Raw genomic sequence first — 13,131 nt, forward strand, 5'->3', positions numbered from 1 at the left:
GCGCCGGGTCAGAGCGGGTGGGTCCAGTCCGGGGCGGGGCGGGCTCCGGCGGCCCGGTGGGTGAGGGCCGCGACGGCGACGAGGAGGGCCAGGGCGAGGGCCAGGGCGACGGGGACGTCGGCCTGGCGGATGAGGAGGGCCCCGACGAGGGCGCCGACGAACATCCAGACGGCGGAGGCCAGACGGCGGGGGCCGGTCCGGTCGGCGGCGAGGGCCGTGATGGTCATGGTGAGCACCGTGGTGGTCAGATCGGGGACCTTGAGGGAGCGGACCACCGCGTTCTGGCCGCCCATGGCGAAGGCCAGCAGCCCGATGAGGCCGTAGCGGGCCGGGTCGGAGGTGTAGCCGACCATGGCGGCCAGGGCGGTGCTCGCGGCGACGAGCACCACCTGGCCGACCACCGCCGTGGTCAGCAGCCGCCCGCGGTGGTCGGGCAGGCGTCGGGCGAGGTGGCCCCCGGCCAGGGCGCCGAGTACGAAGGCCGCGAGGGCGCTCAGCGAGGCGGTGGCGGAGAGTCCGGCGGCGCCGGCCAGGGCGAAGCCGAGGAAGACCACGTTGCCGGTCATGTTGGCGACGAAGACGTGGCCGAGCCGGAGGTAGCTGACCGCGTCCACCAGTCCGGTGACGACGGTGAGCACCAGCAGCATCGGCACCAGCGGCCCGTGCCTGGGATCGGGGGTGAGCATCGGGACCTCCTGGTCGGCCTCGTGACGGTGCCTCCGTTCTACCTCCCCCGGGCCGGTCCCTAGGGCGTGTCTTCGAACCCCCGCCTGCGCGTCGGCGCCGGGGCACGCACCTCGCCGCGTTGTCGTCAGTCGCCGATGGCCCCCAGCCTCCGGCCGGGAGGTGCCCCCACCGCATGGACTCCCTCCTCCGCCTTGCGATGCACGCACCCCAACGCCGCCACGCCCGCCCTCCGGGCGGACGACGGGGGTTTGAAGACACGCCCTAGGCGAGCGCGGGGCGGCTCGGGTCGTCGGGTTCGTCGTCGAGGTGCCAGTGCAGGTCGCGGACGCCGGGTTCGAGGGAGAGCCGGCTGACGACCTGTTCGAGGGCCGGGGCGACCTGCCCGGTGATGGCCACGGTGGCGCGCAGGCTGGTGGCGTCGCCGCTGTCCGTGCGGCGGGCGCGCAGGCCGGTGGGGGCGAGGCCGGAGGCCGACAGGGCCTGGAGCAGCAGGGCCCGGATGTGGGTCTCGGCCTTGCGCTCGCACTCCAGGTGGACGGTGGCGCGGACGGTGGAGTCGGGGTCGCTGCCGGACTGCGGGGCCCGGTCGAGCATCCGGCCGGCCGGGCGCAGGATCAGGTGGACGGCGAGGACGCCGAGCGTGCCGAGGGCGGCGAATTCGAGCTTCCCGGCGGCGGCGAGCACCCCGACGGCGGCCGAACACCACAGCGTGGCGGCGGTGTTGAGGCCCCGGACGCCGGCACCGTCGCGCAGGATGACGCCACCGCCGAGGAAGCCGATGCCGGAGACGACGTAGGAGGCGACCCGGGTGGGGCTGGCGGCGTCGCCGACGGCCTCGCTGTACAGCACGAACAGGGTGGCGCCGGCGGCGACCAGGGCGTTGGTGCGCAGGCCGGCCATCCGGGCCCGCCACTGGCGTTCGACGCCGATGAGCGCGCCGCAGGCGACCCCGGTGGCGAGCCGGACGAGGAAGTCGACGGTGGTCAGGGTGTGCACGACGGCACCTCCTTCACTGGGAGAGCGGGGAGAGCTGGAGGAGCGGGGAGAGCTGGAGGAGCGGGCAGACGGACGGACGGGTGGCGGGCCGCTGCCCACCACCCGTCCGTCCGGGCTGCGGTCTGCGGCTCAGTGGTTGAGCGCGGTCTGGACGATCTTGATGATGACCATCACCATCGCGACCAGCAGGTAGGCGCGCAGGGCGCCCATGCCGACCTTGCGGGCGGTGGACATGACCGGCTTGCCGAGGGTGTCCAGCGGGGGCATCCGCCATTCCTCGCGGCCGGTGCGGTCGATCGGGTCCTCCTTGGTGGCGGTGCGGCCGAAGGTGAAGAAGTACCCGGCGACCAGGACGCCGGCCACGCCGCAGCCGGCCATGATCCACAGGATCGCCTGCGAGCTGATGTCCGGCCAGACCACGGCGGCGGTCAGGATCAGCGACAGCATCACCAGGACGCCGACCACGGCGGAGGTGAAGGCGTTGGTCTTGGGCCCGTTGACCCACGGTCCGAGGACGGCCTTGTCGTTGCAGAGCAGCAGCAGGAACACCGTCGCCGAGGGCAGCAGCACACCCGCCAGCACCTGGACGAACTGCGTCATCAGGCCCTGGGTGTAGTCGGTGGACAGCAGCGTGATCGCGGCCGCCGCGACCACCAGGCCCGCGTAGATCGCGTAGAAGCCCTTGGCGCCCTTGACGCCCCGGTGCAGCGAGTGCTTGATGCCGAACACGTCGCCGATGGCGTAGGCGGTGGACAGCGACACCGCGAAGGCACCGATGATCGAGGCGTCCAGCAGCGCGATGGCGAACAGCACGCCCACCACGTGTCCGGCCTTGTCCTCAAGGCCCTTGGCGACGGCGCCCGCGTCGGAGAACTGGCCGAAGCCGTCGGTGCCGGCGAACGCCGCGGCGGTGAAGCCCATCATCGCGGCGGCGCCGATGATGACGATGGCGATCCCGATCCACAGGTCGACCTTCTCGTACTTCATGAAACGCGGCGTGATCCGCTTGTCGATGACGTACGACTGCTGGAAGAACAGCTGCCACGGGGCCACCGTGGTGCCCACGATGGAGACGATCACCAGCATCACGGCCGCCAGCTGGCCCGAGCCGCCCGGCATGCTGGGCACCACGAAGTCGTGCGCCATCTGCGAGGTCTTGGGGTGGACCATGAAGTAGATCGGCACCAGCAGCAGCGAGCCCACGCACAGCGTGACCGCGACGCGCTCGAAGCGCTGGAACGAGCCGGTGAACGCCGAGGCGATGATGATCACCGCGGCCAGCACCACCGAGGCGACCTTCGGCAGCCCGAGGTACCCGGCGGCCAGGGTGACGCCGATGAACTCGGTGACCAGCGTCAGCGCGTTCAGCAGGAACAGGTCGATGACGCTGAACGCGCCCCAGAACTTGCCGAAGCGCTCCAGGATCAGCCGGGCGTGGCCGACACCGGTGACGGCGCCCAGGCGCAGCACCATCTCCTGGTTCACGTACAGCACCGGGACGAGCATCAGCAGCGTCCACAGCAGCTGGGTGCCGTAGTTCTGCCCGGCCTGACCGTAGGTGGAGAAGGCGCCCGCGTCGTTGTCGCCGACCATCACGATCAGGCCGGGGCCCACGATGGCGAGCAGGGTCTTGAGCCGCGCGGACAGACCGTGGCGCGGAGTGGTGTCGTCGAGCCGGATGGTGCCGAGCGCACCCTTGATGTCGCCGACGTGGGCGTCGTCGAGCACGGCGGTGCGGGTGGTGGTGGGGACCTTCGGGTCCAGCATCACGTTGGTCATGGCAGGGCCTCCCTGCCCCCTTCCTTGAGGGGGCGACAGGGGGCACGCAGCAGCGATCCTCCCTGCGAGAGCGCACGCCGCCGGACCGCACGGCGGCGCTGAGCGGCGGCGGCCGTGAGGGCATGACGGAGCGTCAGACGTCGTGCGTCGGGGCGCGGTTGAGCGCATGACGCAGCGTCAGGTGAACGCGCGCAGGGAAGGTTGTTACCGCGTGCCAGAGGTGATCGAGAGCATGCGGGGGTAGGGGCGACTATGGCCCGGACTATCGCAGTCCATGTCTCTCGCCTCCTCCCGGTCGGGGGTGCACCGTCTGTGCACCGCATCGCGACACGGCAAGGAGCGGACCGACCCCACAGGACCGGCACACCCCAACTCGTCAGAGCTTTGGCACTCCACGGCGTGTCCAGCCTGGTCGGCCGGAAGCCACTTGGGGTCAACCCTTAACTCGGGAAGACCTGTCCTGAACCTGGGCGTCTCTCGACGTCGTCGGGTCAGTGGCCTGTGTCCGTGAAGACGCCTCACCGAACGAGGTGCCTTTCAAACCTCGTCAAGCATAGACCCTCCCCTTCACCCGGATAGCGGCGTTTCGACCGAGCTTCGACAGCTTTGTAGAAGCTTGACCAAACCCACCCCTCGACGTGCACCCCCGTCCGGCATATATAGTTCACCGACATATGCAGCTCAACAGCTCACGAGGGGGAAGTGTGTCCCACAGCGATCCGACCCGATCCGCACCCGTCCTGCACCTGGCCAACGTCACCCGGGTGCACGGGCGGGGCGCCGCCGAGGTACACGCCCTGCGCGGCGTCGAACTGGCCGTCCACCCCGGCGAGTTCGTCGCCGTCATGGGCCCGTCCGGCTCCGGGAAGTCCACCCTGCTGACCCTGGCCGGCGGACTCGACGCGCCCAGCGAGGGCGAGATCCTGGTCGAGGGCGTGGCCCTCGGCGGCCTCAGCCGCGGCCGGCTCGCCGACCTCCGGCGGCGCTCCATCGGGTACGTCTTCCAGGACTACAACCTGATCCCCGCCCTCACCGCCGCCGAGAACATCTCGCTGCCCCGCGAACTCGACGGAGTCTCCGGACGCACCGCCCGCCGCGAGGCGCTCGCCGCCCTGGAGGAACTCGGCATCGGGGAACTCGCCGACCGCTTCCCCGACGACATGTCCGGCGGCCAGCAGCAGCGCGTCGCCATCGCCCGCGCGCTGATCGGCGAGCGCCGCCTCGTTCTCGCCGACGAGCCCACCGGCGCCCTCGACTCCGCCACCGGCGAGGCCGTGCTCGCCGTGCTGCGCGCCCGCTGCGACGCCGGGGCCGCCGCGATGATGGTCACCCACGAGGCCGCGCACGCCAGTTGGGCCGACCGGGTGGTCCACCTGAAGGACGGCGCGGTCGCCTCCGAGAGCCACGGGCGGCGCACCGGCAAGCGCCGGCTGACCGCCGAACCGCTCGGCGCCCCGGCCGACGGCTACGGCCACGCGGCCGACGGGGCCGGGCACTCGGCCACCGGCACCGGCCACACGTCCGGCGACTTCGGCCACACGGCCGGCGGCTTCGGCGAGGTGTCCCGATGAGACTCGGCGCCTGGAAGGTCGCCCTGCGCATCGCCCGCCGCGACGCGCTGCGCGCCAAGGGCCGCAGCGCCCTGATCGTCGCCATGATCGCACTGCCCGTCCTCGGCGTCACCGGCGCCGACGTCGTCCACCGCAGCGGGCAGCTCACCCCGGCCGAACGGGTCGAACGGGTGCTGGGCGGCGCGGACGCCCTGGTCACGTCGCTCGCCCCCGGCCGGGCCGTCGAGCAGGCCCCGGTCGCCGAGGACGGCGCCTTCGCGGCCCAGCCCCGCCCCGGGCAGCCGCCCACGGCCGAGCAGCAGAAGGGCGCCGGCACCGACCCGGTCACCCTGGTCACCGGGCTGCTGCCGCCCGGCAGCGTGCTCACCTCCGCCCGGCAGGGCCCGGAGACCGGCGCGACCTCCCCCGAAGGCCTGGTCCGCACCCTCACCACCGAGGCCGACCTCTCCGACCCGCTCTGGCACGGCCGGCTCGACCTGGTCGACGGCCACGCCCCGGCCGGCCCGCACGAACTCGCCGCCACCCGGGCCTTCCTCGACAACGCCGGGCTGGCCGTCGGCGGCACCACCACCTTCCCGGGCCTGGAGCGGACCACCTTCACCATCACCGGCGTCGTCGAGCACCCGGACGACCTCCGCCGGGTCGAACTCGTCGCCCAGCCGGGCGCGTTGCTGAGCCAACTCGCCAACGCCACGCCTCCCGGCAGCCCGGCCGCGGCACCGCCGGAGCCCGAACGCGGCGCCTGGCTGGTCCGGCTCCCCGCCGGGGCCACCCTCGACTGGGCCAAGGTCCAGGAGTTCAACGCCCACGGCTACACCCTCACCGCCCGCTCGGTCGCGCTCGCCCCGCCGCCGCGCGCCGCCGTCCCCTACTACCGGGACTCCTACCGCTCCTTCGGCCCCTCCGCCGACGACAACACCAAGGTCGTGGTGGCCACCGTCACCGGCATGGGCCTGCTGGAGGTCGCCCTGCTCGCCGGCCCCGCCTTCGCGGTCGGCGCCCGCCGCTCCCGCCGCCAGCTCGCGCTGCTCGGCGCCGCCGGCGGCCGACGGACGCACGTCGGCGCGGTGGTGCTCGGAGGTGCCATCGTCCTCGGCGCGGCCGGGGCCGTGGTCGGCGTGGTCCTCGGCAGCGGCCTCGTCGCCGGGCTGCGCCCGTGGATCGAACGGGCCGGCGGCGCCCGCTTCGGGCACTTCGCCCTGCCGCCACTGGACCTGCTCGCGATCGGCGGGATCGGCCTGGTCACGGCGCTCCTCGCGGCCGCGTTGCCCGCCCGGCAGGCCGCCCGCCGCAGCGTCACCGCCGGACTCACCGACCGGGACACCGTCCAGGCCCCGAACCGCTGGGTCACCGTGCTCGGTGTGCTGCTGCTCGCCGCCGGCGCCGCCCTGGCCCTGTACGGCGCGAGCGCGGTGCAACACGGCGGCATGCCCGTCGTCGGCACCTACGACACCCGCACGCTGACCGTGCTCGGCGGCTCCGTCATCGCCGAACTCGGCCTGCTCGCCTGCACCCCCGCACTCGTCGCCCTGCTCGGCCGGCTCGCCAAGCGGCTGCCGCTCGGCCCCCGGCTCGCCCTGCGCGACTCCGCCCGGCACCGCTCGCGCACCGCGCCGGCCGTCGCCGCCGTGATGGCCGCCGTGGCCGGGGCCGTCGCCATCGGCGTCTACAGCACCAGCACCGACGCCGAGAACCGCCGCGACTACCGGCCGCAGGCCCCGTACGGCGCCGTGCAGCTCCTCTCCACCGTCGACGGACCGCAACTCGACGGCCTGCGCGCCGAGGTGGGCAAGCAGCTGACCGACCTGGGGCCGCGCGCCGACCTCGGCGAAGCGGTGTACCAGTTCTGCACGAACTGCTCCAGCACCGTCCAGCTCAAGGGCACCGTGAACTGGCGCACCGCATCCGGCCCGCCGCACCTGGCCTCCGGGGACGCCGCCATGCTCCGCACCCAGTTCGGCGTCCACGACCCGGCCGCCGAACAGGCCCTGGCCGCCGGGAAGGTCCTGGTCTTCGACCGCGCCTTCCTCGCCGGCGACGGCCGGGCGGTGCTCCAGCTGCGCGGCAGCTCCGGCGCGCCGCTCCAGCCCGGCGAGATCCCCAAGCCCGATCTCCAGGAGATCCCGGCCGACGCCGTCCTGGTCGAGAACCCGACCGCCGCCCGCTTCGCCCAGGGCCTGATCCTGCCCTCGGCGCTGCCCAAGCTCCTGCCCGGGCTCACCGCGAAGCCCACCGGCTCGATCTGGGTGCCCGCCACCCCGCCCGACCGCAAGGCCCAGCAGCGCGCCGAGGCCGCCGTCGTCCGGCTCGACCGGGCCGCCCAGCTGGAGGTCGAGCGCGGCTACCAGCCCCGCGGCGACGCGCTCACCCTGGCCCTCAGCGGCTTCGCCGGACTGGTCGTCCTCGGCGCCGCCGGCATCGCCACCGGCCTGGCCGCCGCCGACTCCCGCCAGGACCAGGCCACCCTGGCCGCCGTCGGCGCACCACCGCGGATCCGCCGCACCATGGCGGGACTGCAGTGCGCGATGATCGCCCTGCTCGGGGCGCTGCTCGGGGCGGTCAACGGCTTCGTCCCCGCGGTGGGCCTGCTGAAGTCCCGGGCGAGCGGGTTCGGCAGCCACCCGGCCCTGATCACCGCCCCCTGGGGCCAGCTGCTGCTGGTCGTCCTGGTGCTCCCGGTGCTGGCCGGGCTGCTCGCCGCCCTGCTGACCCGCTCCCGCATCCCGATGGGGCGGCGGCTGTCCTGACCCCTGGCACACGCCGGTGCCCGCCCCCCGATCCGGAGGGCGGGCTTCGGCGTGCGCGGGCGACCCACGCGCGAGAGCGCCGTACCATGGGCGGGTTCTAGCGGGCGAAGGGCGCCGGCGGTCGGCGAGGGAGAGAACGGCGGTGCTGCGCGGGTTCGGCGACCTGGAGGCCGAGATCATGGACCGGCTGTGGTCCTGGGGCCGGCCGGCCACCGTACGCGAGGTGGTGGACGACCTCCAGCGGCAGCGGCCGGTCGCGTACACCACCGTCACCACGGTGGCCGACATCCTGCACACCAAGGGCTGGCTGCGCCGGGACAAGGTGGGCCGGGCCTGGGCGTACGAGCCGACCTGCACCCGGGAGGCGTACACCGCGCGGCTGATGCGCCAGGCGCTGGAGACCACGCCGGACCGGGCGGGTGCGCTGCTGCACTTCGTCGACGGGATGAGCAGCGACGAGGCGTCCGCGCTGCTGGCGGCGCTGGAGCAGGTGAAGGCCCGGGACGCCGAGTGACCCTCGCGCTGCTCGGCCTCCACCTGGCCGTGACCGGGGTCCTGCTGCCGCGCCGGCTGGCCGGTTCGGCCCGGTTGCAGGCGCACCCGGCGGCGGGCGCCGCGCTCTGGCTGTCCCTGATGGCCTCCTTCCTGGTCGCGTTGCTGCTGGCCGCGCACCACGCGGTGGAGCCGTTCGCCCACGAGCCGGCCGGGCTGGTCGGGCTGTTCCCGCACCCGGAGCCGCCCGGGCCCGTCGCCCCGCACACCCACGACTGGTGGGTGCTGGCCGCCGCCGGGGCCGCGATCGCCACGGTGGTGGCGGCCGTCGGCGTCCGGGCCGGGCGGGCGCGCCGGCGGCACCGGGCGGTGCTGGACGTGGTCGCCGTCCGGGACGGGCGCTGGGGCGCCCTGATCCTGGAGCACGCCCACCCGACCGTCTACTGCCTGCCCGGCCGCAGCTCCCGGGTGGTCATGTCGCGCGGGGCGCTGCGGCTGCTGGACGACCGGCAGTTGGCCGCGGCGGTGGCGCACGAACACGGACACATCCGCGGCCGCCACCACCTGTTCCGGCTGCCGGCGGACACCTTCGCCCTGCTGTTCGGCCCGCTGCCGCTGGCCCGGCGCGGGCGGGCCGAGGTGGGGCTGCTGCTGGAGATGGCGGCCGACGACGCCGCGCTGGCGCGGGTGTCGCGCAGCGAACTGGCCTCCGCGCTCTGCGCCCTGGCGACGTCCGGGGCCCCGACGGGCGCCGCGCACGGCACCGCGCACGGCACCGCACCGGGCACGGCGTACGGCATCGCGCCCGACGGGTCGCTGGCGGTGGCCGCCACCGGGGTACTGGCCCGGGTCCGCCGGCTGGCCCGCCCGGGGCACGGCCGGCGAAGGCGCCGACCGGCCTCCTGGACGGCGGTGTCGGCGCTCCCGCTGCTGCCGTACCTGCTGGCCTGCGCGCCGCACCCGTAGGGCGTCCGCCGCCCCCGGTCACGATGCCGGGCTGACACGCCCTAGCGGTGCCGCAGGTATGCCTCGGCGGTCTCGCGCAGGCGGTCGTGCAGGCCGTCGTAGGCGCGGACCCGCCCGAGCAGGCTCTTCGGCAGCTTGGCGACCATCGTGTAGTTGGTGTCGCAGACGTTGGCGGCCGGCGCCGACCCGGCCTGGCTGACCAGTTGGTAGGCGTCGAGCTGGTCCAGGCCGAGCAGGTGCCCGGTCCAGCCGACCAGGTCGTGCTGGCTGATCCGGAACGCGTCCTCCAGGGGGCGGGCGGAGCCGGTGCTGATCAGGAAGCGGTCGTCCTCCAGCCGCGGCCAGGCCGGTCCGCCGCCCTTGACCAGGTCGACGATCACGGTGGTGCGCATGGCCGCCTCCACCGCCGTCCCGCACACCTCCCCCTCCCCCTGGCGGGCGTGGCCGTCGCCGATGGCGAGCAGCCCGCCCGGGACGTTGACCCCGAAGTAGGCGGTGGTGCCGGCCCGCATCTCGGGGGTGTCCAGGTTGCCGCCGTGCGCGCCCGGCGTGATCGAGGCCAGCACCTCGCCGGCCGCCGGGGCGACCCCGACGGTGCCGTGCATCGGGTCGAGCGGGAGGTCCACCGTGAAGTCGCTGTTCCGGGCCCGGAATCGGCAGACGCCCGCCTTGAGGTCCAGGTCGTAGACCCAGACCCGCTCCTCCAGCGGCGGGTGCAGCATCGCCGTGCTGTGGGTCGCGGTCAGTGCGCCGAAGTGCGGGAAGGTGCTGGAGACGCCGTACTCCCGGGCCGGGGTGATCTCCACGAAGTGCACCGCGAGGACGTCGCCGGGCTCCGCGCCCGCCACCGCGATCGGCCCGGTGACCGGGTTGAGGTAGGGGAAGACGCACACCTGGCTGGGCAGGTCGCCGGTGCCGCGCACCTTGCCGCCGAAGCAGTCCTCGGTGGTCAGTTCGACGATGGTGCCGGGCTGCACGGTGACGAGCGGTGCGCGCCCGCCGAAGGTGTAGGCGTAGTCGGCCGGGGCGGGGGCCAGCTGGACGGTCTCGGGCAGGCTCACGGGTTCTCCTCGCGGGTGGTGGGCGCATCGGCGGCGGATTCGGGCCCGGTGGCGGGATCAGGATCGGTGCCGGATCCGGGCTCGGCGGCCGATTCGGGCTCGACGGCGGATTCGGCGTCGGTGACGGCCAGTCGGGGCTTGCGGCCGGTGGCCACCAGCCCGGCCAGCACGACCGCGCCGACGGCCAGCCAGACGAAGCCGAGCCGCTGCGCCGCTATGTTGGCGTTCACGACCACGTAGGCGAGGATCGCGAAGCCGAGGACCGGCGCGATCAGGTGGCGCCAGTAGTCCTTGCTGCGCCGGCGGATCAGGTAGTGGACGACGACGGCGACGTGCAGGACCAGGAAGGTGGTCAGCGCGCCGAAGTTGACCAGGGTGCTCAGCAGGGTGATGCCGTCGTCGCGCGAGGCCATGTAGAGGCCGAGCAGCAGCGAGATCGCGGCGGTCAGCAGGGTGGCGTTGACCGGCACCCGGCGGGTGGGGTGGACCCGCGCCAGGAAGGCGGGCAGCTGGCGGTCCCGGGCCATCGCGTACAGCAGCCGCGAGGTGGCGGCCTGGGCGACCAGGGAGTTGGCGAAGCCCCAGGCGACGGCGGTGCAGGCGGCGGTCAGCGTGGCGAGCCAGTCGCCGGCGGCGGTGCGGGCCGCGTCGTAGAAGGCGGTGCCGTTCGGATCGCCGTCGCGGATCAGGGCGTTGGGGTCCGGCACCAGCAGCGACGCCACCCACGTCTGCACGATGAACAGCGTGCCTGCGAGCAGCAGCGCGGCGACCATCGACCGGCCGATGGCCTTGGTGGAGTCCCGGTTCTCCTCCGAGAGGGTGGAGATCCCGTCGAAGCCGAGGAAGCTGAGCACCGCGATCGAGACCGCGCCGAAGACCAGGCTCCACGAGAAGGTGTGCGCGTTGTAGAGCGGGGTGAGGTCGAAGCCCCGGCCCTTGCCGGAGGCCAGCGCGATCACACCGGCCACCACGAACAGCGCCAGCACGGCGAGTTCGCCGATCAGCATGGCCTTGTTGACCCTGGAGGTGGTCTCGATGCCCAGGTAGTTGACCACGGTGTTGAGCAGCACGAAGCCGACCAGCCAGAGCCACACCGGGACGGACGGGACCAGCGAGTTCATGGCGACACCGGCGACCAGGTACAGCAGCCCCGGCACCAGCACGTAGTCGAGCAGGATCATCCAGCCGGACAGGAAGCCGACCGGCGCCGCGATGCCCCGCCCGGCGTAGGTGTACACCGAGCCGGCCATCGGGAAGGCCCGCGACATCTGGGCGTAGGACAGGGCGGTGAACATCATCGCGACCATGCCCAGGACGTAGGCCAGCGCGACCATGCCGCCGGAGCCCTGGAACACGCTGCCGAAGATGCCGAACGGCGCGATCGGCACCATGAAGACCAGCCCGTAGACGAGCAGGTCGGTGAAGGTCAGGGACCGGCGGAGCTCCTGTTGGTAGCCGTAGCTCTCGATGCTCCGGGGCGCGGGCGTGTCAGCCATGGTGCTCCCTCTCCGTGACGACCCTGGGGGTGTGGGGAGACTGTAGGGGCAAGCACTTCGGGATGGTCCGGTTTTCTGCGTTCCGCCACACGAAGAGGCCCGATCGGGCGTCCCCGGAGAACGCGAAGGCCCGCCCCCCGCCGAGGCGGGAGCGGGCTGTCGGACTGCCGGGCTGCCGGACTACCGGGCTGTCTGGCTGCCCGTGCCGGACTTCCTACGGCCGGACGGCGCCCACGTACGGCATGGCGCTGATCGGGAGGACCTCGACGTTCTTGCCGGTGCGCGGGGCGTGGATCATCTTGCCGTCGCCGATGTAGATGCCCACGTGGTGGATGTCGGGGTAGAAGAAGACCAGGTCGCCGGGCTGGAGGTCGGCGCGCTGCACGCGCGCGCCGCTGTTCCACTGGTCCTGGGACATCCGGGGCAGCTTGACGTTGGCCGAGCGGTAGGCGCCGCCGGTGAGGCCGGAGCAGTCGAAGCTGTTCGGGCCGGTCGCGCCCCAGCCGTAGGGCTTGCCGAGCTGGGCGTAGGCGAACTGGAGGATGGCGGCGGCGCGACCGCTGGCGGGCGGCGCCGGGGTGTTCATGTTCTGGCGCTCCGAGGAGCGGGAGGCCCGGTCGGCGGCGGCCGCCGCCTGGGCCTCGGCCTTGGCCTTCTCGGCGTTCTGCTGGGCGTTGATCTTGGCGCGGTCCTCGGCGCTCAGCTTGTTGAGCATGCCCTGCGCCTGGGCGAGCTTGGCCTGGATCTGCTTCTTCTTCTCCCCCAGCTCGGTGCCGACGGAGTCGAGCTGGGCCAGGGTGGCGGTGGCCTCGGCGCGGTCCTGGTCGAGCTTGCGCTGCTCGTTCTGGGCCTGCTTGAGCAGGGATATCTGGGAGTCGGCCAGGTGGTTCTGCACCGAGGCGCGCTCCAGGTAGGCGGCCGGGTCGGAGTCGAGCATCAGCTGGAAGGACGGGTCGATGCCGTTGGTGCGGTACTGGTCGGCGGCCACGGCGCCGAGCTGGGAGCGCAGCTCGTTCATCGCCTCCTGCCCGCGGGCGACCTTCTCCTGGATCTTGCTGGCGTCGCCCTGGAGCTTCTGCTGCTTCTCCTGGAAGCCGTTGAACTGCTCGACGGCCTGCTCCGCCTCCTCGTTGAGCTTGTCCACCTGCTCCTTGACGGAGGCCAGGTTGGGGGCGGGCTCGGCGTGGGCGGTGCCGGAGGCGAGGACGGCGCCGCCGGCCATGGCCGTGGTGAGGACCGCCATGCGGGCCCGGCTCGGGGGGCTGGGCTTGCGACGCTTTCCCATGGCGGGGGGCTCTCCTTCGGGGGACGGCAGGGGACGGCGAAGGCGGGCGAG

10 protein-coding genes and 1 riboswitch are annotated in these 13,131 nt (G+C 73.6%); of the genes, 4 read left to right on the forward strand and 6 right to left on the reverse strand.

Features of this window, described 5'->3' with window-relative positions; all coding sequences use genetic code 11:
- Positions 1-8: 8 nt before the first annotated feature.
- The 3 genes from OG556_RS04925 to OG556_RS04935 all read right to left on the reverse strand — a co-directional run bounded on the left by OG556_RS04925 (position 9) and on the right by OG556_RS04935 (position 3,462).
- Positions 9-686 carry a YoaK family protein gene (locus OG556_RS04925; RefSeq protein ID WP_371516036.1) on the reverse strand — a complete coding sequence of 226 codons (678 nt, stop codon included), beginning with the start codon at positions 684-686 and terminating at the stop codon, positions 9-11.
- Between the two features lie 262 nt (positions 687-948).
- Positions 949-1,683 (reverse strand): MgtC/SapB family protein, encoded by a 735-nt coding sequence (locus tag OG556_RS04930; RefSeq protein ID WP_350883503.1) that lies wholly within the window; start codon positions 1,681-1,683, stop codon positions 949-951.
- Positions 1,684-1,812: 129 nt separating this feature from the next.
- On the reverse strand, positions 1,813-3,462 hold the full coding sequence (locus OG556_RS04935) for an NRAMP family divalent metal transporter (RefSeq protein WP_371516037.1): 1,650 nt from the start codon (positions 3,460-3,462) through the stop codon (positions 1,813-1,815).
- A gap of 360 nt (positions 3,463-3,822) precedes the next feature.
- Positions 3,823-3,999, reverse strand: a riboswitch (M-box (ykoK) riboswitch).
- A gap of 167 nt (positions 4,000-4,166) precedes the next feature.
- Between OG556_RS04935 and OG556_RS04940 the strand changes: the two genes are divergently transcribed.
- From OG556_RS04940 to OG556_RS04955, 4 genes are all read left to right on the forward strand, one after another.
- Positions 4,167-5,033, forward strand: coding sequence for an ABC transporter ATP-binding protein (locus OG556_RS04940; RefSeq protein ID WP_371516038.1), 867 nt, complete (start codon positions 4,167-4,169; stop codon positions 5,031-5,033).
- Positions 5,030-7,780, forward strand: coding sequence for an FtsX-like permease family protein (locus OG556_RS04945; protein ID WP_371516039.1), 2,751 nt, complete (start codon positions 5,030-5,032; stop codon positions 7,778-7,780). Before OG556_RS04940 ends, OG556_RS04945 begins: the two co-directional genes overlap by 4 nt.
- Positions 7,781-7,925: 145 nt before the next feature.
- Positions 7,926-8,294, forward strand: a complete 369-nt coding sequence (locus tag OG556_RS04950; RefSeq protein WP_363589677.1) for a BlaI/MecI/CopY family transcriptional regulator — start codon at positions 7,926-7,928, stop codon at positions 8,292-8,294.
- Complete coding sequence (locus tag OG556_RS04955; protein WP_371516040.1) at positions 8,291-9,238, forward strand: M56 family metallopeptidase; 948 nt, start codon at positions 8,291-8,293, stop codon at positions 9,236-9,238. Before OG556_RS04950 ends, OG556_RS04955 begins: the two co-directional genes overlap by 4 nt.
- Positions 9,239-9,279: 41 nt before the next feature.
- On the opposite strand, the gene OG556_RS04960 is transcribed toward OG556_RS04955, so the two are convergent.
- The 3 genes from OG556_RS04960 to OG556_RS04970 form a co-directional block, all read right to left on the reverse strand.
- Positions 9,280-10,299, reverse strand: coding sequence for an acetamidase/formamidase family protein (locus OG556_RS04960; RefSeq protein WP_371516041.1), 1,020 nt, complete (start codon positions 10,297-10,299; stop codon positions 9,280-9,282).
- The gene (locus OG556_RS04965; protein ID WP_371516042.1) at positions 10,296-11,795 is read right to left on the reverse strand and encodes an APC family permease; all 1,500 of its coding nucleotides are present in this window, start codon (positions 11,793-11,795) and stop codon (positions 10,296-10,298) included. The genes OG556_RS04960 and OG556_RS04965 overlap by 4 nt, the downstream gene beginning before the upstream one ends.
- 214 nt (positions 11,796-12,009) lie before the next feature.
- Positions 12,010-13,080: an NlpC/P60 family protein gene (locus OG556_RS04970; RefSeq protein WP_371516043.1), complete on the reverse strand. Its 1,071-nt coding sequence runs from the start codon at positions 13,078-13,080 to the stop codon at positions 12,010-12,012.
- Positions 13,081-13,131: the final 51 nt, after the last annotated feature.

The sequence above is a fragment of the Kitasatospora sp. NBC_01300 genome (assembly GCF_041435235.1).
Taxonomy (GTDB): domain Bacteria; phylum Actinomycetota; class Actinomycetes; order Streptomycetales; family Streptomycetaceae; genus Kitasatospora.